The organism is Enterobacter sp. MALB-1 (assembly GCF_041021625.1).
Lineage (GTDB): Bacteria > Pseudomonadota > Gammaproteobacteria > Enterobacterales > Enterobacteriaceae > Enterobacter > Enterobacter oligotrophicus.
Genome location: NZ_JBDPJL010000001.1, coordinates 1,315,052 through 1,338,089 on the forward strand (window position 1 = coordinate 1,315,052; position 23,038 = coordinate 1,338,089).

The 23,038-nt window shown below is 56.3% G+C and carries 18 protein-coding genes; 14 read left to right on the plus strand and 4 right to left on the minus strand.

Annotated features, from left to right (window positions below):
• The first annotated feature begins 24 nt into the window (after nucleotides 1-24).
• The 8 genes from iscU (at nucleotide 25) to sseB (ending at nucleotide 5,972) form a co-directional block, all read left to right on the plus strand.
• The gene (gene iscU, locus ABGB15_RS06345; protein ID WP_003860661.1) at nucleotides 25-411 is read left to right on the plus strand and encodes a Fe-S cluster assembly scaffold IscU; all 387 of its coding nucleotides are present in this window, start codon (nucleotides 25-27) and stop codon (nucleotides 409-411) included.
• A gap of 13 nt (nucleotides 412-424) precedes the next feature.
• Complete coding sequence (iscA, locus tag ABGB15_RS06350; RefSeq protein ID WP_003860659.1) at nucleotides 425-748, plus strand: iron-sulfur cluster assembly protein IscA; 324 nt, start codon at nucleotides 425-427, stop codon at nucleotides 746-748.
• 76 nt (nucleotides 749-824) lie between these two features.
• Nucleotides 825-1,340, plus strand: coding sequence for a co-chaperone HscB (gene hscB, locus ABGB15_RS06355; protein WP_152081860.1), 516 nt, complete (start codon nucleotides 825-827; stop codon nucleotides 1,338-1,340).
• Nucleotides 1,341-1,354: 14 nt separating this feature from the next.
• Complete coding sequence (gene hscA / locus ABGB15_RS06360) at nucleotides 1,355-3,205, plus strand: Fe-S protein assembly chaperone HscA (RefSeq protein ID WP_369064147.1); 1,851 nt, start codon at nucleotides 1,355-1,357, stop codon at nucleotides 3,203-3,205.
• 1 nt (nucleotide 3,206) lies between these two features.
• Complete coding sequence (gene fdx, locus ABGB15_RS06365) at nucleotides 3,207-3,542, plus strand: ISC system 2Fe-2S type ferredoxin (protein WP_014071345.1); 336 nt, start codon at nucleotides 3,207-3,209, stop codon at nucleotides 3,540-3,542.
• A 1-nt stretch (nucleotide 3,543) separates the two neighbouring features.
• Entirely contained in the window at nucleotides 3,544-3,744 is a 201-nt protein-coding gene (iscX, locus tag ABGB15_RS06370; protein WP_003860650.1) for a Fe-S cluster assembly protein IscX, read from the plus strand.
• A 53-nt stretch (nucleotides 3,745-3,797) separates the two neighbouring features.
• Nucleotides 3,798-5,084, plus strand: a complete 1,287-nt coding sequence (gene pepB / locus ABGB15_RS06375) for an aminopeptidase PepB (RefSeq protein WP_215723661.1) — start codon at nucleotides 3,798-3,800, stop codon at nucleotides 5,082-5,084.
• Nucleotides 5,085-5,195: 111 nt separating this feature from the next.
• On the plus strand, nucleotides 5,196-5,972 hold the full coding sequence (gene sseB, locus ABGB15_RS06380; RefSeq protein ID WP_215723660.1) for an enhanced serine sensitivity protein SseB: 777 nt from the start codon (nucleotides 5,196-5,198) through the stop codon (nucleotides 5,970-5,972).
• A 16-nt stretch (nucleotides 5,973-5,988) separates the two neighbouring features.
• Here sseB and ABGB15_RS06385 read toward each other — a convergent pair whose 3' ends face one another.
• From ABGB15_RS06385 to ABGB15_RS06400, 4 genes are all read right to left on the minus strand, one after another.
• Nucleotides 5,989-6,759: a MurR/RpiR family transcriptional regulator gene (locus ABGB15_RS06385; protein ID WP_215723659.1), complete on the minus strand. Its 771-nt coding sequence runs from the start codon at nucleotides 6,757-6,759 to the stop codon at nucleotides 5,989-5,991.
• On the minus strand, nucleotides 6,759-7,604 hold the full coding sequence (sseA, locus tag ABGB15_RS06390; protein WP_152081854.1) for a 3-mercaptopyruvate sulfurtransferase: 846 nt from the start codon (nucleotides 7,602-7,604) through the stop codon (nucleotides 6,759-6,761). Before sseA ends, ABGB15_RS06385 begins: the two co-directional genes overlap by 1 nt.
• 89 nt (nucleotides 7,605-7,693) lie before the next feature.
• Complete coding sequence (locus ABGB15_RS06395; protein ID WP_215723658.1) at nucleotides 7,694-9,061, minus strand: 6-phospho-alpha-glucosidase; 1,368 nt, start codon at nucleotides 9,059-9,061, stop codon at nucleotides 7,694-7,696.
• A 12-nt stretch (nucleotides 9,062-9,073) separates the two neighbouring features.
• Nucleotides 9,074-10,618, minus strand: coding sequence for a PTS transporter subunit EIIC (locus tag ABGB15_RS06400; RefSeq protein ID WP_313327554.1), 1,545 nt, complete (start codon nucleotides 10,616-10,618; stop codon nucleotides 9,074-9,076).
• A 286-nt stretch (nucleotides 10,619-10,904) separates the two neighbouring features.
• On the opposite strand from ABGB15_RS06400, the gene ABGB15_RS06405 reads away from it, so the two are divergent.
• The 6 genes from ABGB15_RS06405 (at nucleotide 10,905) to ABGB15_RS06430 (ending at nucleotide 22,949) form a co-directional block, all read left to right on the plus strand.
• On the plus strand, nucleotides 10,905-15,857 hold the full coding sequence (locus tag ABGB15_RS06405) for an alpha-2-macroglobulin (protein ID WP_313327552.1): 4,953 nt from the start codon (nucleotides 10,905-10,907) through the stop codon (nucleotides 15,855-15,857).
• Between the two features lies 1 nt (nucleotide 15,858).
• Entirely contained in the window at nucleotides 15,859-18,186 is a 2,328-nt protein-coding gene (gene pbpC / locus ABGB15_RS06410; RefSeq protein ID WP_215723655.1) for a peptidoglycan glycosyltransferase PbpC, read from the plus strand.
• A gap of 87 nt (nucleotides 18,187-18,273) precedes the next feature.
• Nucleotides 18,274-20,652, plus strand: coding sequence for a DMSO/selenate family reductase complex A subunit (locus ABGB15_RS06415; protein ID WP_313327550.1), 2,379 nt, complete (start codon nucleotides 18,274-18,276; stop codon nucleotides 20,650-20,652).
• A complete protein-coding gene (locus ABGB15_RS06420) occupies nucleotides 20,649-21,278 on the plus strand; it encodes a DMSO/selenate family reductase complex B subunit (protein WP_152081848.1) in 630 nt (209 codons plus the stop codon). Before ABGB15_RS06415 ends, ABGB15_RS06420 begins: the two co-directional genes overlap by 4 nt.
• Nucleotides 21,271-22,074 carry a DmsC/YnfH family molybdoenzyme membrane anchor subunit gene (locus ABGB15_RS06425; RefSeq protein WP_215723653.1) on the plus strand — a complete coding sequence of 268 codons (804 nt, stop codon included), beginning with the start codon at nucleotides 21,271-21,273 and terminating at the stop codon, nucleotides 22,072-22,074. The genes ABGB15_RS06420 and ABGB15_RS06425 overlap by 8 nt, the downstream gene beginning before the upstream one ends.
• Nucleotides 22,074-22,949 (plus strand): 4Fe-4S binding protein, encoded by an 876-nt coding sequence (locus tag ABGB15_RS06430; RefSeq protein ID WP_313327546.1) that lies wholly within the window; start codon nucleotides 22,074-22,076, stop codon nucleotides 22,947-22,949. Before ABGB15_RS06425 ends, ABGB15_RS06430 begins: the two co-directional genes overlap by 1 nt.
• Nucleotides 22,950-23,038 lie beyond the last annotated feature (89 nt).

Sequence of the window (23,038 nt, forward strand, 5' to 3'; positions counted from 1 at the left end):
TCGGTACATAAGGAGAATTCAATCATGGCATACAGCGAAAAAGTTATCGATCATTACGAGAACCCGCGCAACGTTGGCTCTTTTGACAACAGCGATGAATCTGTCGGTAGCGGCATGGTCGGTGCACCGGCATGTGGCGACGTGATGAAGTTGCAGATTAAAGTCAACAATGAAGGTATCATTGAAGACGCGCGCTTCAAGACCTACGGCTGCGGTTCTGCTATCGCGTCCAGCTCCCTGGTCACCGAGTGGGTGAAGGGCAAGTCTCTGGACGAAGCACAGGCAATCAAGAACACGGATATTGCTGAAGAACTCGAACTGCCGCCGGTGAAAATTCACTGCTCTATTCTGGCAGAAGACGCGATCAAAGCCGCCATTGCGGATTATAAAAGCAAACGTGAAGCAAAATAATTGAGGTTTGAGTATGTCGATTACCCTTAGCGACAGCGCTGCCGCGCGAGTAAGCTCTTTTCTGGCGAACCGTGGTAAAGGCTTTGGCCTGCGACTGGGCGTACGCACCTCCGGCTGTTCTGGTATGGCTTACGTACTGGAGTTTGTTGATGAACCGGCGTCCGACGACACCGTGTTTGAAGACAAGGGCGTGAAGGTGGTGGTCGATGGCAAAAGCCTGCAATTCCTCAACGGCACTCAGCTGGACTTCGTCAAAGAAGGCCTGAACGAAGGGTTCAAATTCACGAACCCGAACGTCAAAGACGAGTGTGGTTGCGGCGAAAGTTTCCACGTTTAACCACGCGTTATCCGAAACCCCACCGTGGCTTTGCTACGCGTGGGGTTTGTTCTGACAGGCTACCCCTGAGATTGTTATGGATTACTTCACTCTCTTCGGACTACCCGCTCAATACCCGATTGACCTCCAGTCGCTGACGATCCGTTTTCAGGATCTGCAACGTCAGTACCATCCGGACAAATTTGCCAGCGGCACACAGGCTGAACAACTGGCGGCGGTTTCGCAATCCGCGACCATCAACCAGGCCTGGCAGACGTTGCGCCATCCGCTGGCGCGTGCAGAATATCTGCTCTCGCTTCACGGCTTTGACCTGGCAAGCGAACAGCACACCGTCCGTGACACCGCGTTTCTGATGGAACAGCTGGAGCTGCGTGAAGAGCTGGATGAGATTGAACAGGCCAAAGACGAAGCGCGTCTGGAAGGCTTTATCAGGCGCGTGAAGGGTATGTTCGATACCCGCCATCAGCAGATGGTGGAGCAACTGAACAACGAGACCTGGGACGTGGCGGCAGACACTGTGCGCAAACTCCGTTTTCTCGATAAACTGCGAAGCAGTGCTGAACAACTCGAAGAAAAGCTGCTCGATTTTTAATTTCGGAAGCAATTATGGCCTTATTACAAATTAGTGAGCCTGGCTTAAGTGCCGCACCGCACCAGCGTCGTCTGGCGGTGGGTATTGATCTCGGCACCACCAATTCCCTCGTGGCGACCGTGCGTAGCGGCCAGGCGGAAACGCTGGCCGACGAGCAGGGCCGCCATCTGCTGCCTTCCGTGGTCCACTACACGCAGCAGGGCCACGCGGTCGGCTTTGATGCCCGCACCAACGCCGCGCGCGATCCGGCCAACACCATCAGCTCTGTTAAGCGCATGATGGGCCGCTCGCTGGCCGACATTCAGACCCGCTACCCGCATCTGCCGTATCAGCTCCAGGCCAGTGAAAATGGCCTGCCGATGATCGCAACGGTGGCTGGTCTGCTGAACCCGATTCGCGTTTCCGCTGACATCCTTAAAGCGCTGGCGGAGCGTGCTACGGCGACGCTTGGCGGCGATTTAGACGGCGTAGTCATCACCGTTCCGGCCTATTTTGACGATGCACAACGTCAGGGCACCAAAGACGCCGCGCGTCTGGCGGGCCTGCACGTGCTGCGCCTGCTGAACGAACCCACTGCTGCAGCGATTGCCTACGGCCTGGACTCCGGTCAGGAAGGGGTGATTGCGGTATACGATCTTGGCGGCGGCACCTTTGATATCTCCATCCTCCGCTTAAGCCGTGGCGTATTTGAAGTGCTGGCGACCGGCGGGGATTCCGCGCTGGGCGGCGATGACTTCGACCATCTGCTGGCGGATTACATCCGCGAGCAGGCGGGGATTGCCGATCGCAGCGATGCGCGCGTACAGCGTGAACTGCTGGATGCGGCTATCGAGGCCAAAATCTCCCTGAGCGATGCGCAGTCGGTAAACGTGAAGGTTGCTGGCTGGCAGGGTGATATCACCCGCGACCAGTTCAACGAACTGATTGCCCCGCTTGTTAAACGCACGCTGCTGGCCTGTCGTCGCGCATTAAAAGATGCGGGCGTCGAAGCTGACGAAGTGCTGGAAGTGGTCATGGTCGGCGGCTCAACGCGCGTACCGCTGGTGCGTGAACGTGTAGGCGAATTCTTTGGCCGCACGCCACTGACCTCCATTGACCCGGACAAAGTCGTTGCCGTGGGCGCGGCAATCCAGGCCGATATTCTGGTTGGCAACAAGCCGGACAGTGAAATGCTGCTGCTGGACGTTATTCCACTGTCTCTGGGTTTAGAAACCATGGGCGGCCTGGTGGAGAAAGTGATCCCACGTAACACCACCATTCCGGTGGCGCGTGCGCAGGAGTTCACCACCTTTAAAGACGGCCAGACGGCGATGTCCATCCATGTGATGCAGGGCGAACGCGAACTGGTGCAGGACTGCCGTTCTCTGGCGCGCTTTGCGCTGCGCGGCATTCCGGCACTGCCTGCGGGCGGGGCGCATATTCGCGTCACTTTCCAGGTGGATGCGGACGGCCTGTTGAGCGTCACGGCGATGGAAAAATCGACCGGCGTGGAATCGTCCATCCAGGTGAAGCCGTCCTACGGTCTGACCGATGGCGAAATCGCCTCCATGATTCAGGATTCAATGAGCTACGCCGAGCAGGATGTGAAGGCGCGTATGTTGGCGGAACAGAAAGTTGAAGCCGCACGCGTGCTGGAAAGCCTGAACGGCGCGCTCGCTGCCGATGCCGCGCTGTTAAGCGCCGCTGAGCGCCAGGTGATTGACGACGCTGCCGCGCACTTAAGCGCAGTCGCAGAAGGCAATGACGCTGACGCAATAGAAGAAGCCATTAAAAACGTTGATAAACAAACCCAGGACTTTGCTGCTCGCCGCATGGACAAATCTGTCCGCGTCGCGCTGAAAGGCCAGTCCGTGGACGAGGTTTAATATGCCAAAGATTGTTATTTTGCCTCATGCGGACCTCTGTCCGGATGGCGCTGTTCTGGAAGCAAAGACCGGTGAAACCATTCTCGATGTTGCCCTGCGCAACGGTATCGAGGTGGAACACGCCTGTGAGAAATCCTGTGCCTGTACCACCTGCCACTGCGTGGTGCGTGAAGGTTTTGACTCTCTCGCCGAGAGCACCGAAGACGAAGACGACATGCTGGATAAAGCATGGGGTCTGGAGCCAGACAGCCGCTTAAGCTGCCAGGCGCTGGTGACCGATGAAGATCTGGTCGTGGAATTCCCACGCTACACCATCAACCACGCACGCGAGCATTAATATGGGACTGAAGTGGACAGACAGCCGTGAAATCGGCGAAGCGCTCTACGACGCGAACCCGGATCTCGATCCGAAGACCGTACGATTCACCGATATGCATCAGTGGATCTGCGATTTAGAGGATTTCGACGACGATCCAAACGCATCCAATGAAAAAATTCTGGAGGCGATTCTGTTAGTCTGGTTAGATGAAGCAGAGTAAATCACTTAACGGGCTGCCTTCAGGCGGCCCGTTTGCTAATAAGGATAAATAAAATGACCGAAGCGATGAAGATTACGCTCTCCAACCAGCCTGCTGACGCACGCTGGGGCGAAAAAGCCACGTACAGCATCAACAACGACGGTATTACTCTGCACCTGACGGGCAACGATGATACCGGCCTGATTCAGCGCGCCGCACGCAAAATTGACGGTCTGGGCATTAAACATGTGTCTCTGGACGGCGAAGGCTGGGATACTGACCGTAGCTGGGCATTCTGGGCGGGTTACAAAGGACCAAAAGGCACCCGCAAAATTGAGTGGGCGAGCCTCGATGAAGCCGGTCAGAAAGAGCTGGAAAGCCGCCTGAAAATCATCGACTGGGTGCGCGACACCATCAACGCCCCGGCGGAAGAGTTAGGCCCGGAGCAGCTTGCGCAGCGTGCCGTTGACCTGCTGTGCGGCGTGGCGGGCGACAAGATGTCCTACCGCATTACCAAAGGTGAAGATCTGCGCGAGCAGAACTACATGGGTATCCACACCGTGGGCCGTGGTTCTGAACGCCCTCCGGTCCTGCTGGCGCTGGATTACAATCCAACCGGCGATAAAGAAGCGCCTGTCTTTGCCTGCCTGGTCGGGAAAGGCATTACCTTTGATACCGGCGGCTACAGTCTGAAGCAGAGCGCGTTCATGGACTCCATGAAGTCCGACATGGGCGGCGCGGCGACCGTTACCGGTGCGCTGGCGTTCGCTATCACTCGCGGTCTGAACAAGCGCGTGAAGCTCTACCTGTGCTGCGCGGACAACATGGTGAGCGGTAATGCCTTCAAGCTGGGCGACATCATCCGCTATCGCAACGGTAAAAACGTTGAGGTGATGAACACCGACGCGGAAGGCCGTCTGGTACTGGCCGATGGCCTGATCGATGCCTCTGCGCAGAAGCCAGAGCTGATTATCGACATGGCGACCCTGACCGGTGCGGCGAAAACCGCCCTGGGCAACGACTACCACGCCCTGTTCAGCTTCGACGATAAGCTGGCCGCTCGCCTGCTGGCAAGCGCGGCTGCGGAAAACGAGCCGTTCTGGCGTCTGCCGCTGGCCGAGTTCCACCGTAGCCAGCTGCCGTCTAACTTCGCCGAGCTGAACAACACCGCGAGCGCAGCGTACCCGGCGGGGGCAAGCACAGCGGCAGGCTTCCTGTCTCACTTCGTTGAAAATTATCACGAAGGCTGGCTGCACATTGACTGCTCCGCGACGTACCGTAAAGCGGCGGTTGAGCAGTGGTCAGCGGGCGCGACTGGCCTGGGCGTGCGTACCGTGGCGAACCTGCTGACGGCTGAGTAATCTTTTTTGCCCTCACCCTAACCCTCTCCCAGGGGGAGAGGGGATGGTTTGCTCCCTCTCCCTTGAGGGAGAGGGCCGGGGTGAGGGGGAAATGCATCATCTGGAATTGTTATGTCTGAAACCAAAAACGAATTAGAAACCCTGCTGGAGCAGGCGGCGACCGAGCCCGCCCACCGTCCGGCGTTTTTCCGCACGCTGCTGGAATCCACCGTCTGGGTGCCGGGAACCGCTGCGGAAGGCGAACAGGTTGTGGAAGACAGCGCGCTGGATCTGCTGCACTGGGAGAAAGACGATGGCACCTCGGTGATCCCGTTCTTTACCTCTCTGGAAGCATTGCAGCAAGCAGTTGAAGATGAGCAGGCGTTTGTGGTGATGCCGGTGCGTACCCTGTTTGAAATGACGCTGGGCGAAACGCTGTTCCTCAATGCCAAACTGCCGACCGGAAAAGAGTTCACCCCGCGTGAAATCAGCCATTTGATTGGCGAAGAGGGTAACCCGCTCAGCACGCAGGAAGTGCTGGAAGGGGGCGAAACGCTGCTGCTGTCTGAAGTGGCCGAACCGCCTGCGCAGATGATTGACTCGTTGACCACGCTGTTCAAAACCATCAAGCCGGTGAAACGCGCGTTCCTCTGCTCCATTAAAGAGAGCGCCGACGAGCAGCCAGTGCTGCTGATTGGTATTGAGGCTGACGGTGATATTGACGAGATCATTCAGGCAACGGGAAGCGTAGCTACCGACACGCTGCCGGGCGATGAACCGATTGATATTTGTGAGGTGAAAAAAGGCGAGAAAGGCATCAGCCACTTTATTACCGAGCACATCACGCCATTTTATGAGCGTCGCTGGGGCGGCTTCCTGCGCGATCTCAAGACCAACCGCATCATCTGATTACAGCGGGGTGGTTTCACCCCGTTGCTTCCAGCAGCAGTAAATCCATTAAAAGTACCAGGTTCGACTCAAACGACGTTACGCCTGCCGCTTCGGCGGCGTAGTGCACCGCTTCGTCATACAACGCGAAATGCAGATCCGCCATCCCCGCCAGCGTATTCGCAGAGGCGCGGGTAAAAGCGACGACCTTCATGCCGACATTTTTGGCGATCCGCGCTTTATCGAGCACCTGCTCCGTTTCACCGCTGCGGGAGACGGCAATAAATACCTGATAGCGTGCGGCGTTACTGAGGAAAATGTTCCGGCTGTCACCTGGCCCGGAGATAAATGCCGTTTTGCCCAGCACCTGCAATTTCTTGGTCAGGTACTCGGCGAAGAGATAAGAAAACCCCGCACCGTAGAGAAAAAAACTCTCTTTCTGGCGGAGCAGATCGGCAAACTGCTGACGCTTGTCTTGTGTCACCCACTGAAAAGTTTGCTGATAATTGGCGATAAACTGGCTGAACAGCGCGGGCAGTTCCGGGAGGGATTGCCCCTGGACGGCAATGTGTGGCGTGTCTGAAAGTAACTGCTTGCAGTGCCAGATAAACTCGCTAAAGCCGCTAAAACCCAGTTTCTGACATAAGCGCATGATGGTGGCGGTCGAGACAAATGTCGCCTGCGCCAGTTCGCGTACCGTGATGTTGCCCACCAGTAGCGGATGCTCCGTGAGGTGGGCGAGCACACGATACTCTGCGCGGGTCAGTGACGTCCCGCGCGTTAGCAACGTTGCCAGGCGGTTATCCATTATTTTGCGGGTTCAACCGGCAGGTCGTCGCGTGCACCCCATTCACTCCATGCGCCGTCATACAGCGACACATCGTTTGCTCCCAGCGTTGCGAGAGCCAGAATGACCACGCACGCCGTCACGCCGGAGCCGCAGCTGGCAATAATCGGACGATGCAAATCAACGCCCTGACGGACAAATATAGCGCGCAGTTCGTCGGTGGTTTTCAGTTCGCCTTCAAACACCAGATCGCCCCACGGCACGTTCAGTGCGCCCGGAATGTGGCCGCGCTTCAGCCCTGGACGTGGTTCATCCGCTTCAGCATTAAAACGTGGGGCAGGGCGGGCATCGACGATTTGCGCCGTTTTTTCATGGCTGACCACCAGTACGTCAGTCAGGCGTTTTACCACGTTCGCGTCAAATGTCGCATCGAACTCCCCTTCTGGTAGCGTCACGTCACCCTGCTGGAGCGGCAGTTCATCGCGCTTCCAGCCTGCGAGACCGCCCGCCAGAATCGAGACTTTTTCGACGCCGAAGTTTTTCAGCATCCACCACGCGCGCGGTGCGGAAAAGAGGTTACCTTCGTCGTAGATAACCAGATGTTTGTCGCGATTCACGCCAAGTTCACGCATCGCCACGGAGAAGGCTTCCGGGCGTGGCAGCATGTGCGGCAGGGGAGAGGTGTGATCGGAAAGGGCTTCGATATCAAAAAATACCGCGCCGGGCAGATGCCCTGCACGGTATTCGGCGGGAATGTCGCGATGCTCCTGCCCCGGCGGAGCCATTCGCGCGTCAATAATCTGGACTTCCGGGTCGTCACCGTGCTCAATCAGCCAGTCGGCGGCGACAAAATATGAAGTGGACATGGTTGCCTCCATTCTTTTCCGTAAAAAAGGATTGTCGGTGTTTTTTCTGACACCGACAAGCAAACCACGTTCAACTCGCGAGCAAGCCCTTATTTTTTCACCGCTTCGCCGTTTTGCCAGGCTTTTTGCAGCGCAGGCCAGTATTCCCGGTTGGCCTCGATCATCTCATCCAGAATCGCTTTCGCGTGTTCCATGGTCGGCACGGTACGGTTCAGGGTGAATGCCTGCAACGCTTTCTCATAGCTGCCTTCGATGGTCGCCTCTACCAGCAGTTGTTCGGAAGCGAGCTGCTGTTGCAGCAGTGTCTGATGGAACAGCGGCACCTGGCCCACGCGGATGGGTTCCGGCCCTTCGGAAGTGATATAGGCTGGCACTTCCACCACCGCATCGTATGGCAGGTTGGTAATTGCGCCGCGGTTTTCCACCATCACCAGATGGCGGCTCCGCAGGTTAAAGGCCAGCGAACGGGCGACATCGACAATAAACTCACCGTGTACACCCACGTGGAAGGCATCCGGCAAAATCCCGGTACGCTTGTACTCTTCGGCTGCAGCAAACAGTTTTTTCTCACGCCCGTTCATCACTTCGTTGGCACGGGTATAGTCCGGGTTCTGGTGCTCCACAATCTGGTTTGGCATCAGGTAATACTGCAGATACGGGTTCGGCAGATATTCCGGGAAGTTGTCCATGACGGGCTTAATGTTGCGCCAGGTTTTCACCCACGATGGATCGGAATGCTGCGGGTCAGTTTTCGCCGCATCTTCCGTTAGCAGACCAAACTTCGCGATATGGCGGCGCAGTTCCGGCAGTTTATCTTCGCCGTCCACCAGCACACGGGTAAACCAGCCGAAGTGGTTCAGACCAAAATAGTCCACCTCCAGCTTGTGGCGATCCACGCCCAGAATCGCCCCCATATTGCGCATCGCGGCCACCGGCATATCGCAGATGTTTAGCACACGGGCATTCGGGCGCAGGCGGCGCACGCCTTCCGCGACGATCGCCGCCGGGTTAGAGTAGTTAACGATCCAGGCTTTTTCATGCGCGTAGCGATCCACCCGATCGATAAGCTCCACCATCGGCAGGATCGTCCGCAGACCATACGCCAGCCCGCCGGGTCCGCAGGTTTCCTGGCCGACCACGCCGTGACGCAGCGGGATCTTCTCATCCTGCTCACGCATTTTGTACTGGCCGACGCGCATTTGCGCGAAAACAAAGTGCGCGCCGCTGAAGGCCACCTCCGGGTCGCTTGTCACGGAGAATTTAATGCTCTGGCTGTGGTCGCGAATGACTTTCTCAACCACCGGCGCAATGGTGTTCTGGCGCGCTTCGTCGATATCATACAGGCGAATTTCAGCGAGCGGAAAATCCTGCAGACGCACCATCAGGCTTTTCACAATACCTGGCGTGTAGGTGCTGCCGCCGCCGGCAATAGACAGAATAAACGGGGGTGTAAACATCTTTAGCTCCTTTCAGAGAAACGTCTCAACGGCTTCTCGCATTTTTTTGACATGCAGCCCGTAGACCACCTGAACGTTGTTACCTTGTTTGATAATCCCCTTCGCGCCGGTCGCCCTGAGGCGTGGCTCGTCGATGATGGCGATGTCCTTCACCGTGACGCGTAAGCGGGTGTAGCAGTTATCCACCACTTCAATATTTTCCCGGCCGCCCAGACCCACCACGATGGACTCGCCCAGCCCGTCGTTATTGCCCTTCGCCTGGTACTCCTGCTTGCTGTAGAGGCGCGTCTCCTGATCTTCATCCTCACGTCCTGGCGTTTTCATGTTGAAGTGCAGGATCAGGAAGCGGAACACCACGAAGTAGAGGGCGAACATGATCAGCCCGACCACGATGTACATCGGCCAGTTGGACTTCTCCGTGCCGAGCGGCAGGTTGTAAAGAATGAAATCAATAATCCCGTTCGCGCCGATAGCGTGAACGCCGAGCAGAGAAAAGAGCATCATGCCGATGCCGGTCAGCACCGCATGCACCACGAACAGCAACGGCGCAACGAACAGGAAGGAGAACTCAATCGGCTCGGTCACGCCCACCAGCAGGGAGGTGAGCGCCGCCGGGATCAGAATCGCTTTCGCAATAGCTTTACGCTCTGGCTTTGCGGTCATGTACATTGCCAGTGCGGCGGCGGGCAGGCCAAACATTTTGCTGATGCCGCGTGCATCCCACACTACGGTGCTGCTGAGCTGCTTCACCTCCGGGCAGGCCATCTCGGCAAAGTAGATGTTGCGTGCGCCCTGATAGGTTGCGCCGCACACCTCCTGCGTGCCGCCCAGTTCGGTATAGAGGAACGGTGTATAGACCAGATGGTGCAGGCCGGTCGGCACCAGAATACGTTCAAGGAAACCGTAGATGGCTACGCCGAACGGGCCAGAGCCTTTGATGGCGAGCGCCATCGCGCTAATACCGTGCTGGGCAAATGGCCAAAGTTCGCTCATCAGCACGCCGAGCAGCATAGAGACGGGCAGCATGACGATGGCGACAAAGCAGTGGCCGGAGTAAATCGCCATTGCGCCGTTAAACTGTACGCCGGAGTATTTGTTGTACAGGTATCCAGAAAGCGTTCCGGTCAAAATACCAGCAAAGACACCCATCTCCAGCACCTGAACGCCCAACACCATACTTTGCCCGGCGGCTTTCATCTGATCTGCGGGTGCCAGTGCACCCTGTAACTGCAGCGTGACGTTCATGGCATTGATAAACACCACAAAAGTGACCAGGCCAATCAACGCCGCGTAGCCTTTATCGCGTGCGGCCAGGCCAATCGGAATGCCAACGGCAAACACCAGCGCAAGGTTAACCAGCACCGACACGGCAGATTTGGCGATCAACTGGCCAATATGCTGAATCAGCGGATGCCCCAAAAACGGCAGATATTCAGCCAGGTTGCCGTTACCCAGCACATTACCAAAGGCGATAAACAGACCGACAATGGGTAAGATAAGTACAGGACCGTAAAGTGATTTTCCGAAATTTTGTAAGGCGTTCACGGCTCGTTTCATGGCTTTCTCTCTTTTTGAACCGCGCACTCTGCGTGCGTCTCAGGCTTAAAACTAGCAGGCAATGAGCCTGTGCATCCATCTATCTTGTTGTTTTAAAAACAAATGACCTGAAAGGTAACATGTAACGTTTAAGGGTGTGATCGGCGTAACTGGGCCGGTGTTCTTAGCGCGCGCAAGTTGCGAGAAGCATTCCAGATTCTAAAATTGGACTTTTTGTATTAATGAAACTTGCGGATAATACTTATCCGGATGACGACCAACAGGCTCCACGGGCCAGGGACAAAGGATGAAACCGTTTCGCTTAGCCGCGATTGCTCTCGCGCTACTTACCACGTTCACGCTTGTCGGCTGTGATAACAGCGATGAAAAACCTCAGGTAGCGGCTCCCGCAGCATCTACCGCCACGACGCCAAAAGCACCGGAAAAACCAGACGCAGAAAAGCTGGCAAAACTGGCCGCACAGAGTCAGGGCAAAGAGCTGACCCTGCTGGATGCCTCTGAGATTCAGCTCGACGGTGCCGCCACGCTGGTGCTGACCTTCTCTGTTCCATTGAATCCCGATCAGGATTTCGCCAAAACGGTGCATGTGGTTGATAAAAAAAGCGGCAAAGTGGACGGGGCGTGGGAACTTGCGCCAAACCTGAAAGAGCTGCGCCTGCGCCACCTGGAGCCAAACCGTAATCTGGTCGTCACCGTTGAACGTAATCTGCAGGCGCTGAACAAAGCGACTTTTGGTATTGATTACGAAAAAGCCCTGACCACAAGAGATGTTGAACCGACCGTGGGTTTCGCCAGCCGTGGCTCGCTGCTGCCGGGTAAAGTCGTTGAAGGCCTGCCGGTGATGGCGCTTAACGTCAATAATGTGGATGTGAACTTCTACCGCGTGAAGCCGGAGTCACTGGCCTCGTTTGTCAGCCAGTGGGAATACCGTAACTCCCTGACCAACTGGGAGTCTGACAATCTGCTGAAGATGGCTGAGCTGGTTTATACCGGTCGTTTTGACCTTAACCCGGCGCGCAACACGCGTGAAAAACTGCTGCTGCCGCTGCGGGATATTAAGCCGCTTCAGCAGTCTGGCGTCTACATTGCGGTGATGAACCAGGCCGGGCACTACAACTACAGTAATGCCGCCACGCTCTTTACCTTAAGTGATATTGGGTTGTCCGCTCACCGTTACCATAATCGTCTGGACATCTTCACCCAGAGCCTGGAAAACGGCGCGGCACAATCTGGTGTGACCGTTACGCTGCTGAACGATAAAGGGCAGACCCTTGCTGAGGCAAACAGCGATGCGGACGGTCATGCAAAACTCGAAACTGATAAAGAGGCGGCGTTGATTCTGGCGAGCAAGGACGGCCAGACCACGTTGCTCGACCTCAAACTCCCGGCGCTTGACCTGGCGGAGTTTGATATTGCGGGTGCGCCAGGATACAGCAAACAGTTCTTTATGTTTGGCCCGCGCGATCTCTATCGTCCGGGCGAAACGGTGATCCTCAATGGTTTACTGCGCGACAGCGACGGTAAGCCATTGCCTGCGCAGCCGATAAAACTTGATGTGCTGCGTCCGGACGGGCAGGTGGCACGCACCACCGTTATCCAGCCGGAAAACGGTCTTTATCGCTTTAACTATCCGCTCGACAGCGGGGCGCAGACCGGCATGTGGCATATCCGCGCCAATACGGGCGATAACCTGCAGCGTCTGTGGGACTTCCATGTTGAAGATTTTATGCCGGAGCGGATGGCACTGAACCTGACGGGACAAAAAGCGCCAGTTTCACCGCAGGATGATGTGGACTTTAACGTGGTGGGATATTACCTGTATGGTGCACCCGCTAACGGTAATACGCTGCAAGGCCAGCTTTTCCTGCGGCCGTTACGTGAGGCCGTCGCTGCGTTGCCGGGCTTCCAGTTTGGTGATATCGCCGAGGAGAACCTGAGCCGCAGTCTGGACGAGGTTCAGCTTACGCTGGATGATCAGGGCCGCGGCCAGGTCACAACCGAAAGTCAGTGGAAAGAGGTGCACTCCCCGCTGCAACTGATCCTGCAGGCCAGCCTGCTTGAGTCGGGCGGTCGTCCGGTGACGCGTCGCGCTGAGCAGGCTATCTGGCCCGCAACGACATTGCCAGGCATCCGTCCGCAGTTCGCCAGCAAGGCGGTTTACGACTATCGCACTGATACCACCGTCAACCAGCCTATCGTTGATGAAAACGGCAATGCCAGCTTTGACATCGTCTATGCCGATGCCAGTGGGGCTAAAAAAGCCGTTTCCGGGCTACAGGTACGTCTGATCCGCGAGCGTCGTGACTACTACTGGAACTGGTCAGAGAGCGATGGCTGGCAGTCTCAGTTTGATCAAAAAGATCTGGTTGAAGGCGAGCAGGAACTGACCCTCAAGGCCGATGAAACGGGAAAAGTCACCTTCCCGGTGGAGTGGGGCTCTTATCGCCTGGAAGTCAAAGCACCTGACGAAATGGTGAGCAGTGTGCGCTTCTGGGCTGGCTACAGTTGGCAGGATAACAGCGACGGCACGGGTGCGGCGCGTCCTGACCGCGTGACCCTGAAACTGGATAAACCGTCCTACCAGCCAGGCGACACCCTCAAACTGCATATCGCCGCTCCGGCTGCGGGTAAAGGCTACGCGATGATCGAATCCAGCGAGGGGCCGCTGTGGTGGAAAGAGATCGACGTACCGGCAAACGGCCTTGATCTGGATATTCCGGTCGATAAAACCTGGAAACGTCACGACCTCTACCTCAGCACACTGGTGGTGCGTCCTGGCGATAAATCCAAATCCGCTACGCCGAAACGTGCGGTTGGTCTGCTGCATCTGCCGATGGGCGACGAGAATCGCCGCCTGAACATCGCGCTGGAAAACCCGCAGAAGATACGTCCAAACCAGACGCTGTCCGTGAAGGTAAAAGCCAGTGTGAAAGAGGGGGCCGTACCTCAAAAAGTGAATGTGCTCGTTTCAGCGGTAGACAGCGGTGTACTGAATATTACTGATTACGTCACGCCAGATCCGTGGCAGGCGTTCTTCGGTCAGAAGCGCTACGGCGCGGATATCTACGATATCTACGGCCAGGTGATTGAAGGGCAGGGACGTATGGCTGCCCTGCGATTCGGTGGTGACGGTGACGAGCTGAAGCGCGGCGGTAAACCGCCGGTGAACCACGTCACGATCATCGCCCAGCAGGCGCAACCGGTAGCGCTGGATGCCAATGGTGAAGGCACCATTACGCTGCCGATTGGTGATTTCAATGGTGAGCTGCGTCTGATGGCGCAGGCATGGACGGAAGACGATTTCGGCAGCAGTGAGAGCAAGGTGATTGTGGCCGCACCGGTTATCACCGAACTTAACACGCCGCGCTTCCTGGCAAGTGGCGATACTTCACGGCTGACGCTTGATCTGACCAACCTGACCGACCAGCCGCAAACGCTGAACATTGCATTAACGGCGTCCGGTAAGCTGGCACTTGAAGGGGCGCAGCCCCAGCCGGTACAGCTCCCGCCTGGCGCGCGCAGTACGATGTTTATTCCTGTGCGTGCGCTGGATGGTTATGGCGACGGGGAACTTACCTCTCAGGTGACGGGCCTTCAACTGCCTGGTGAGACGTTTACACCGCAGCAGAAGAGCTGGAAAATTGGTGTGCGTCCGGCCTTCCCGGCGCAGACGGTGAATACTGGTGCCATGCTAAACCCTGGCGAGTCCTGGACCGCACCAGCACAGCATATCAACGGTTTCTCTTCGGCAACGTTGCAGGGGCAACTGTTGCTCAGCGGCAAACCGCCTCTCAATCTGGCGCGTTATATTCGCGAACTGCAGGCCTATCCTTACGGATGTCTGGAGCAAACCACCAGCGGTCTGTTCCCGTCGCTCTATACCAACGCGGCGCAGCTGGCAGCGCTTGGCATCAAAGGTGATACGGACGATAAACGTCGTGCGGCTATTGATCTCGGTATCTCCCGCCTGCTGCAAATGCAGCGTGACGACGGCGGTTTCGCGCTGTGGGATAAAAACGGCCCGGAAGAATACTGGCTGACAGCCTATGTAACAGATTTCCTCGTTCGCGCAGGAGAGCAAGGCTATAGCGTCCCCACTGATGCGGTAAACAACGCTAACAACCGACTGTTGCGCTATCTGCAGGACCCAGGCATGATGTCCATCCGCTATAGCGACGACACGCAGGCCAGTAAGTTTGCCGTGCAGGCTTATGCTGCGCTGGTGCTGGCGCGTCAGCAAAAAGCACCGCTTGGTGCATTGCGTGAGATCTGGGATCGCCACGCGCAGGCCGCTTCCGGTCTGCCGCTGATGCAACTGGGTATGGCGCTCAAATTGATGGGTGACGCACCACGCAGCCAGCAAGCGCTGGATCTGGCTCTCAAGACGCCGCGTAACGACAGCAGAAACTGGATGGCGGATTACGGCAGTCAGCTTCGCGACAACGCACTGATGCTTTCCCTTCTGGAAGAGTACAAGCTACTGCCGGATGCGCAGAACACACTGCTAAACGCCTTGTCTGAAGAGGCGTTTAGCCAGCGCTGGCTATCCACGCAGGAGAGCAATGCGCTATTCCTGGCCGGACGTTCGCTGCAAACCCTCTCAGGGGCATGGCAGGCCACAACCTCACTTTCTGATATCACCTTAAGCGGCGATAAGCCGCAGCTACAAAACCTGAACGGCGACCAGCTTGGCGCGCTGCAGGTCACCAATACTGGTGTCGCGCCGCTGTGGGTGCGCCTGGACAGCACCGGTTATCCGGAATATGCACCTCAGCCGTCTTCTAATGTCTTGCAGGTTGAACGTCATATTCTGGCGACAGACGGCAGCACGAAATCCCTCTCTTCTCTCAAGAGCGGCGAGCTGGTGCTGGTGTGGCTTGAGGTCAAAGCCAGCCAGAATGTGCCGGATGCGCTGGTGGTTGACCTGCTTCCGGCAGGGCTGGAGCTGGAAAATCAGAACCTGGCGAACAGCAGCGCCAGCCTGCAGGACAGCGGCAGCGAAGTGCAGAACCTGCTCAGCCAGATGCAGCAGGCGGATATTCAGCATATGGAATTCCGTGACGATCGCTTTGTGGCGGCAGTACCAGTCAATGAAGGTCAGCCGGTCACGCTGGTCTATCTGGCTCGTGCCGTAACGCCGGGTACCTACCAGGTGCCGGTTCCGATGGTCGAGTCCATGTATGTTCCGCAGTGGCGGGCAACGGGGGCGGCCAGTGGTCCGCTGATTGTTGTTCCTTAATATGCTTATGGCTCGTCTGATACGCTCCCGCTGGCTGTGGCTGGCGGGAGCGCTTCTCGTTTTATGGGGGCTGATAATTGCTGCTGACCGCCTGTGGCCGTTGCCCCTGAAAGAGGTCAATCCTGCGCGGGTGGTTGTGGATGAGCACGGTACGCCGCTCTGGCGCTTTGCCGACAGCGAAGGCATCTGGCGCTATCCGGTTACCATTGAAGAGGTTTCCCCGCGTTATCTTGATGCCCTGATCCAGTATGAAGATCGCTGGTTCTGGGATCACCCCGGTGTAAACCCTTTCTCCGTACTGCGTGCCGCCTGGCAGGATCTCCGTTCCAGGAAGGTCGTTTCCGGGGGAAGCACGCTCACTATGCAGGTTGCACGTCTTCTTGATCCTCATCCGCGCACTTTTGGCGGCAAAATTCGTCAGCTCTGGCGTGCTATTCAGCTGGAGTGGCACCTCTCTAAACGAGACATTCTCACGCTTTATCTCAACCGGGCCCCTTTTGGCGGCACGCTGCAGGGGGTGGGCGCGGCAAGCTGGACCTATCTGGGAAAACCGCCGTCACAACTGAGTTATTCCGAAGCAGCACTGCTGGCCGTGTTGCCGCAGGCACCAAGCCGCTTACGTCCTGACCGCTGGCCGGAACGCGCGGAAGCGGCACGTAATAAAGTTCTTGAGCGAATGGTGACCCAGGGCGTCTGGTCGGCAGAACAGGTTAAAGAATCCCGCGAGGAGCCCGTATGGCTGGCTCCACGGCAAATGCCACAGCTGGCACCACTCTTTTCACGCATGATGCTCGGTAAAAGTCGCGATACAAAAATTGTGACTACCCTTAATGCATCTCTGCAACGGCAGCTTGAAGAGCTGGCGATGAACTGGAAATCACGTCTGCCTGCGCGCAGTTCGTTAGCGATGATCGTCGTGGATCATACGGATATGAAAGTACGCGGCTGGGTTGGATCGGTGGATATCAATGATGACACGCGCTTCAGCCATGTGGATATGGTCAACGCCATTCGATCGCCGGGATCGGTACTAAAACCCTTTATTTATGGCATGGCCCAGGATGATGGCCTGATTCATCCTGCCTCATTGCTCCAGGATGTGCCGCGAAAAACAGGGGATTATCGCCCCGGTAATTTCGACAGTGGCTTTCACGGGCCGGTGAGCATGAGCGAAGCGCTGGTGCGTTCCCTCAACCTGCCTGCTGTTCAGGTGCTGGAAGCGTTCGGTCCAAAACGCTTTGCAGGGATGCTGAACAATGCAGGTTTACCCCTCATTTTGCCTGCGGGTGCGCAGCCTAATTTGTCCTTAATTCTGGGGGGCGCTGGTGCGCGACTGGCTGACATCACCGCCGCGTACAGCGCTTTTGCCCGACACGGTAAAGCCGGGCGATTACGTTTACAGCCTGGCGATCCGCTGATCGAGCGCCCTTTATTATCGCAAGGCTCTGCGTGGATTATTCGCCGTATTCTGGCTAATGAAGCGCAACCCTTGCCGGATAACGCCCTGCCGCAGGTCGCGCCGCTGGCGTGGAAAACCGGCACCAGCTACGGCTACCGCGACGCGTGGGCCATCGGGATCAACGCTCGTTACGTCATTGGCATCTGGACCGGGCGACCGGATGGTACGCCGGTGGCGGGGCAGTTTGGTTTTGCGAGCGCTGTGCCTCTGCTGAATCAGGTGAATAATATGCTTCAGTCTCGCTCAACGATTGATGAGGCGCGATTGCCACGCGATCCCCGTCCTTCAGGCGTGGGACGGGGCGTAATCTGCTGGCCTGGTGGTCAGTCGCAGCCGGAAGGGAGTGAAAACTGTCGACGCCGCCTCTCAACATGGCTGCTGGAGGGAAGTGAACCGCCGACGCTACTGCTGCCAGAGCAGGAAGGCATCCGCGGGATTCGTTTCCCGATCTGGGTGGATAAAACAGGTAAACGCGTTGCGGCAGACTGCCCGGATGCAACAGAGAAGATAGTCGATGTGTGGCCACTGCCGCTGGAGCCCTGGCTGCCCGCTGCTGAAAAAAGGGCGGCACGTCTGCCAGCCTCCTCAACCCATTGCCCGCCGCTGGACAATAACAACGTGCCGCCGTTAATACTTTCGGGTATCAGAGAGGGGGCGGTGATTAAACGTCTCCCTGGCGAGGGAAATATGACCCTTTCGGTTTCGACCAGCGGTGGAGAAGGGCAGCGATGGTGGTTTTTAAATGGAGAACCCTTAGAGAATCGAAACAGGAATTATTCTCTTCAATTGTCTTCGCCAGGCAAATATCAATTACTCGTCATGGATGAAACGGGCCAAATTGCAACGGTAACCTTTGAATTAGATCGTTGAGGATACTCCTGAAGGATTAGCTTGATAATTATCAATGTTCGTTCCTGCAAAAACACGAGAATGCATTTTTATTTGAAGGAACGAGCAATGAAAAAAATAAACAGCCAGGGAGACAGCCTGGTTCCGGCTATTTCGCGGCGTAATTTTATACAGGCGGGTTCAGCGCTGGCAGCGCTTCCGTTTATCGCGACAGCCGGGAAAGCACAGGCGAGGGTTACACCTGCAGCAGATATTATCCCCGAAGAAAAAGTGGTGCAGACGTGCAGCACCTTTGACTGCGGTGGCAAGTGTGATATTCGTGCTCATGTGAGTGAGGGTGTGGTGACCCGAATCTCCACGCGCCCGGATAATGAACTTGATCCTCAAATGCCAGTAATGCGCGCTTGTATTCGTGGACGTGCATACAGAAAATTCGTATATCATCCCGATCGACTGAAATATCCGATGAAACGCGTGGGAAAACGCGGTGAAGGAAAATTCGAACGTATTTCCTGGGATGAAGCGACCACGCTTATTGCGAATCAATTAAAAACTATTACGCAAAAATATGGCGCATCCTCACGATATGTTCATGTGGGAACAGCGGTTTCCGGTGGTACTTTTTCCGGCGATAAAATGGTTCGTCGCCTGCTCAACTTAACGGGCGGCTATCTCGAAAGCTATCACTCGGTGAGTATGGGTAATACGGCGGCTGCAACACCCTATACCTACGGAACTGCCGCCAGCGGCAGTTCTCTGGACACGTTGCTGGATACCAAACTGGTTATTCTCTGGGGGCATAACCCGACGGAAACCATTTTCGGCCACAGCAACTACTTCTACCAGAAGATGAAGCAAAACGGCACACGCTTTATCGTTGTCGATCCACGTTACTCTGATACGGTTTCCTCGCTTGCCGATCAGTGGATACCGCTGCTCCCCACCACGGACAATGCGCTGATGGATGCGATGATGTACGTGATTGTCACGGAAAATCTGCACGATCGTGACTTTATTCAGCGCTATACCCTCGGTTTTGACGAAGCCTCAATGCCGGAAGGCGTTCCGGAGAACGAATCTCTCGTCGCTTACCTGACTGGCGCGAAAGATGGTGTGGCGAAAACGCCAGAATGGGCAGAGAAAATCACCCATGTGCCAGCGCAGACGATCCGTCAACTGGCGCGTGATTACGCCACAACGAAACCTGCCGCGCTGATTCAGGGCTGGGGCCCGCAGCGTCACAACTGCGGTGAGCGTACCGCCCGTGGCTCCACCTTACTGGCGACGCTGACTGGCAACGTCGGGGTTAAAGGGGGCTGGGCGGCTGGCTATGGCGGTTGTGCAAACCGAAAATTCGCTGCCGGCCCGGAAATGCCGGATAACCCGGTGAAAGCGAAAATTTCGGTAATGAACTGGGTGCAGGCCGCTGACGACGCCTCAAAGGTGACGCCTGATGTGGGCCTGAAGGATGCCGAAAAACTGGACAGCAATATCCGTATCCTCTTCTCGCTGGCGGGTAACTATCTTGCAAACCAGAATCCCGATCTTCACCAGGCAACCCGCGTACTGGAAGACGAGTCGAAAATTCAATTTATCGTTGCAAGCGATCTGTTTATGACGCCGAGTGCCAGATACGCCGACCTCTTGTTGCCTGAAACCAGCTTTATGGAACGCTGGAATATCGGTGAAACCTGGGGAACAGCAAGCTATCTGATTCTGTCAGAGAAGCTGATCGAACCTGAATTTGAGCGCCGTTCAGATTATGACTGGCTGCGTGAAGTTGCCGCTAAACTGGGTATTGAGCGTGAGTTCAGCCAGGGTCGTGATGAAAAAGCGTGGATTGAACATATCTGGGAACAGACCCGGCTGGCGATGCCAGACGAAAATCTGCCTGACTTCGCGACGCTGCAAAAAACACGTCAGCATCTCTTCAAAAGTGCGCCTTTTATCGCCTTTGAAGACAATATTCGCGATCCGCAAAATCATCCGTTCCCGACGCCCTCAGGGAAAATTGAGATTTTCTCGAAACGTCTCTATGACATGCATCACCCGGAAATTCCGGCACTGTCGCATTACGTTCCCGCCCATGAAGGGCCAGAAGATGACCTGGCGAAAACCTTCCCGCTGCAGCTGATTACCTGGAAAGGGAAAAACCGAGCCAACTCCACCCAGTATGCCAACCCGTGGTTGATAGAGGCGCAGCAGCAAAAGCTGTGGATTAATCCACAGGACGCGCAAAAACGTGGCATTGCGCAGGGCGATACCGTGCGTATTCATAATGCCCGCGGCATTTGCGAAATCCCGGCAGAGGTTACGCCACGCATCATTCCGGGCGTGGTGGCAATGCAGGCCGGAGCCTGGTGGCAGCCGGATGAGCAGGGCGTTGATAAGGGCGGCTGTGCGAACGTGCTCAGTTCGGCCCGCATCACCGCGCTTGCGAAAGGGAATTCACATCAAACCATGCTGGTGGAGGTGGCTAAAGCATGAGTCAGTTCAAACACTACGCGCCAGTGAGCGACAAACAACTGGGCTTTTTTATCGACTCTTCCCGCTGCTCGGGCTGCAAAGCCTGTCAGGTGGCATGCAAAGATAAAAACAATCTGGAAGTCGGGCGTCGTTTTCGTCGCGTGTACGAAGTCAACGGTGGGAATTTCATCCCGACCGGGCAGGGCGGTGTGAGCAATAACGTCTTTGCCTATACGCTCTCTATTTCCTGTAACCACTGTGCGGACCCCATCTGCACCAAAAACTGCCCAACCACAGCCATGCACAAGCGTCCGGGCGACGGCATCGTGCGTGTCGATACGGATAAGTGCGTCGGCTGCGGCTATTGTGCGTGGTCATGCCCTTACGGCGCGCCTCAGCTCAATGAGCAGACGGGACAGATGTCGAAATGCGATCTCTGTGTCGATCTACAGGCGAAAGGGGAGCAGCCTGTCTGCGTGGCAACCTGTCCACTCGAAGCGATCAAATTTGGTCCGATTGATGAACTGCGGGCGAAATACGGCACGGTCTGCGATGCGAAAGGGCTGCCGGATTCATCGATAACGAAGCCGAACCTGGTGATTAAAGCGCATCAGGGTGCAGAGAAAGAGGGGAAACGTCATGCATGAGTTACCGCTGCTGATTTTCACGCTGTTCCTGCAGGGATCGGTTGGTGTAACGCTCTGGCTGGCGTTTGGTCGTCAGGCAGTGACAGGAACGGATACACCGCACCGCAGCCTGCTGATTGCCGCCGCAGGAGCCTTTGTGCTGGCCAGCCTGGGGCTTCTCGCCTCGGCGCTGCACATGGGCTACCCGCTCAATGCCCTGAACGCGCTGCGTCACGTCGCCAGCTCCTGGCTAAGCCGTGAAATCATCTTTGCCAGTCTCTATCTGGCTGCGCTTGGCCTCGCGACCCTTCTGCTGTTTGCAAAAAAACCGGGATGGAAACTGCTTCTGGTGGTGGCGGGCGTTGTCGGGCTGGTGGATGTGTTCTGTATGGCACAAATCTACATTCACACTTCGGTCGTCACCTGGCAGCACCTCAACACGCTGGTGCTGTTTATTGGCTCCGTGGGGATTATTGGTTCGGCCTGTGTGGCTCTGGCGGCGAAAACGCGACGTGCTGCAGGCGTTGCGGTAGCGATCGTCACACTGGTGGTGCTTGCTCGCCTTGTCATGCAGCCCGTCTGGCTGGCGGACATATCAGCAATGGATAACACCGTGGTGACCTTCCCTCATGCGCCGCTGCAGGTGCTTGAGCAACTGCGCATTATGCATTTGCTGAGCTGGTGTGTTTCCGTCCTGGGTATGCTCTGCTTTGCTGCGGGTGGACTGAAGAACGCGCGAGGCACGATGCTGGCAGGAAGCGCGTTGCTGATTGTCGGCGAACTGATGCTGCGCTTTGTTTTCTTTAGTATTGGCTGATGGTCACGATGACATTTGCCCCGGTGATGGACGTAACGCACGATTGCGTCCATCACCGTTTTCGCTCTGCCTCCTGCCATGCCTGCGCGGACGTGTGCCCTGCGCAGGTGTTTTCTCTGGTAGAGGGAACAATATCCGTGGACGGTTCCCGGTGTATTGAGTGCGGAGACTGCCTTTTTGTCTGCCCTGCAGAAGCCATTTCAGGTGTCACGCCACAAAAGCGTTTCCTTTGTGGCGATACGCTTGTTGGGCCATTTACCGGCCCGGCACCCACAGTTAATGAACTGTTGCTCTGGCATGCTCAACATCGTGTTCGCTTTATCAGTATCGACGTGGAGCACTCCACGGCCTGGATGATGGTGCTAGCAGGTCTTAACCTGGCTTTGCGTCGGCTCGGTGAACCGGGCTGGTCTTTCAGGCTGCTGCCAAAGAAAGAGATCAATGTTACGCGTCGAACACTTATTCATGTTCCACGTGATGATGTTAAGTCCTGTACCGTACTGCCGGGCAAACGCCAGCTGCGCAAGGCATTCTCCTGCGAGAGTGAGTCCGATATCGTCGTCGATCCAGGGAAATGTGTGTTGTGCGGTGCCTGCTGGAGAAGCTGCCAGGAAAACGCGATCCGGTTTGAGGCGGCAGCGCTGGTGGTTGAGACAGCGCGCTGTACTGGCTGCGGCGGCTGCGAGGCGGTGTGCCAGCATAAGGCGTTAAACATCATTGAAAAAGAAGAACCGGCCAAAACAGTCATCCGTCAGGCCTTTGCGGCAACCTGCCTGGCGTGTCATCGTCAGTTCTGGACATTTCATCCCGAAGAAAAACAGTGCCCTCTGTGTCGGCACCATCATCACGGGATGAGAAATCAGGCCTGTTGCTAATCTTCGTCTCATTTTAAAAAAATGTTATGTAGAACCATAGGCAATGGCGCTATTGCTCATTATAATCCGCGCCACACCATACTCAGGTA

Bases quoted from the DNA above. Each gene is read 5' to 3' on its own strand.
- iscU (WP_003860661.1), top strand. From the start codon at position 25: ATGGCATACAGCGAAAAAGTTATCGATCATTACGAGAACCCGCGCAAC.
- iscA (WP_003860659.1), top strand. From the start codon at position 425: ATGTCGATTACCCTTAGCGACAGCGCTGCCGCGCGAGTAAGCTCTTTT.
- hscB (WP_152081860.1), top strand. From the start codon at position 825: ATGGATTACTTCACTCTCTTCGGACTACCCGCTCAATACCCGATTGAC.
- hscA (WP_369064147.1), top strand. From the start codon at position 1,355: ATGGCCTTATTACAAATTAGTGAGCCTGGCTTAAGTGCCGCACCGCAC.
- fdx (WP_014071345.1), top strand. From the start codon at position 3,207: ATGCCAAAGATTGTTATTTTGCCTCATGCGGACCTCTGTCCGGATGGC.
- iscX (WP_003860650.1), top strand. From the start codon at position 3,544: ATGGGACTGAAGTGGACAGACAGCCGTGAAATCGGCGAAGCGCTCTAC.
- pepB (WP_215723661.1), top strand. From the start codon at position 3,798: ATGACCGAAGCGATGAAGATTACGCTCTCCAACCAGCCTGCTGACGCA.
- sseB (WP_215723660.1), top strand. From the start codon at position 5,196: ATGTCTGAAACCAAAAACGAATTAGAAACCCTGCTGGAGCAGGCGGCG.
- ABGB15_RS06385 (WP_215723659.1), bottom strand. From the start codon at position 6,759: ATGGATAACCGCCTGGCAACGTTGCTAACGCGCGGGACGTCACTGACC.
- sseA (WP_152081854.1), bottom strand. From the start codon at position 7,604: ATGTCCACTTCATATTTTGTCGCCGCCGACTGGCTGATTGAGCACGGT.
- ABGB15_RS06395 (WP_215723658.1), bottom strand. From the start codon at position 9,061: ATGTTTACACCCCCGTTTATTCTGTCTATTGCCGGCGGCGGCAGCACC.
- ABGB15_RS06400 (WP_313327554.1), bottom strand. From the start codon at position 10,618: ATGAAACGAGCCGTGAACGCCTTACAAAATTTCGGAAAATCACTTTAC.
- ABGB15_RS06405 (WP_313327552.1), top strand. From the start codon at position 10,905: ATGAAACCGTTTCGCTTAGCCGCGATTGCTCTCGCGCTACTTACCACG.
- pbpC (WP_215723655.1), top strand. From the start codon at position 15,859: ATGCTTATGGCTCGTCTGATACGCTCCCGCTGGCTGTGGCTGGCGGGA.
- ABGB15_RS06415 (WP_313327550.1), top strand. From the start codon at position 18,274: ATGAAAAAAATAAACAGCCAGGGAGACAGCCTGGTTCCGGCTATTTCG.
- ABGB15_RS06420 (WP_152081848.1), top strand. From the start codon at position 20,649: ATGAGTCAGTTCAAACACTACGCGCCAGTGAGCGACAAACAACTGGGC.
- ABGB15_RS06425 (WP_215723653.1), top strand. From the start codon at position 21,271: ATGCATGAGTTACCGCTGCTGATTTTCACGCTGTTCCTGCAGGGATCG.
- ABGB15_RS06430 (WP_313327546.1), top strand. From the start codon at position 22,074: ATGGTCACGATGACATTTGCCCCGGTGATGGACGTAACGCACGATTGC.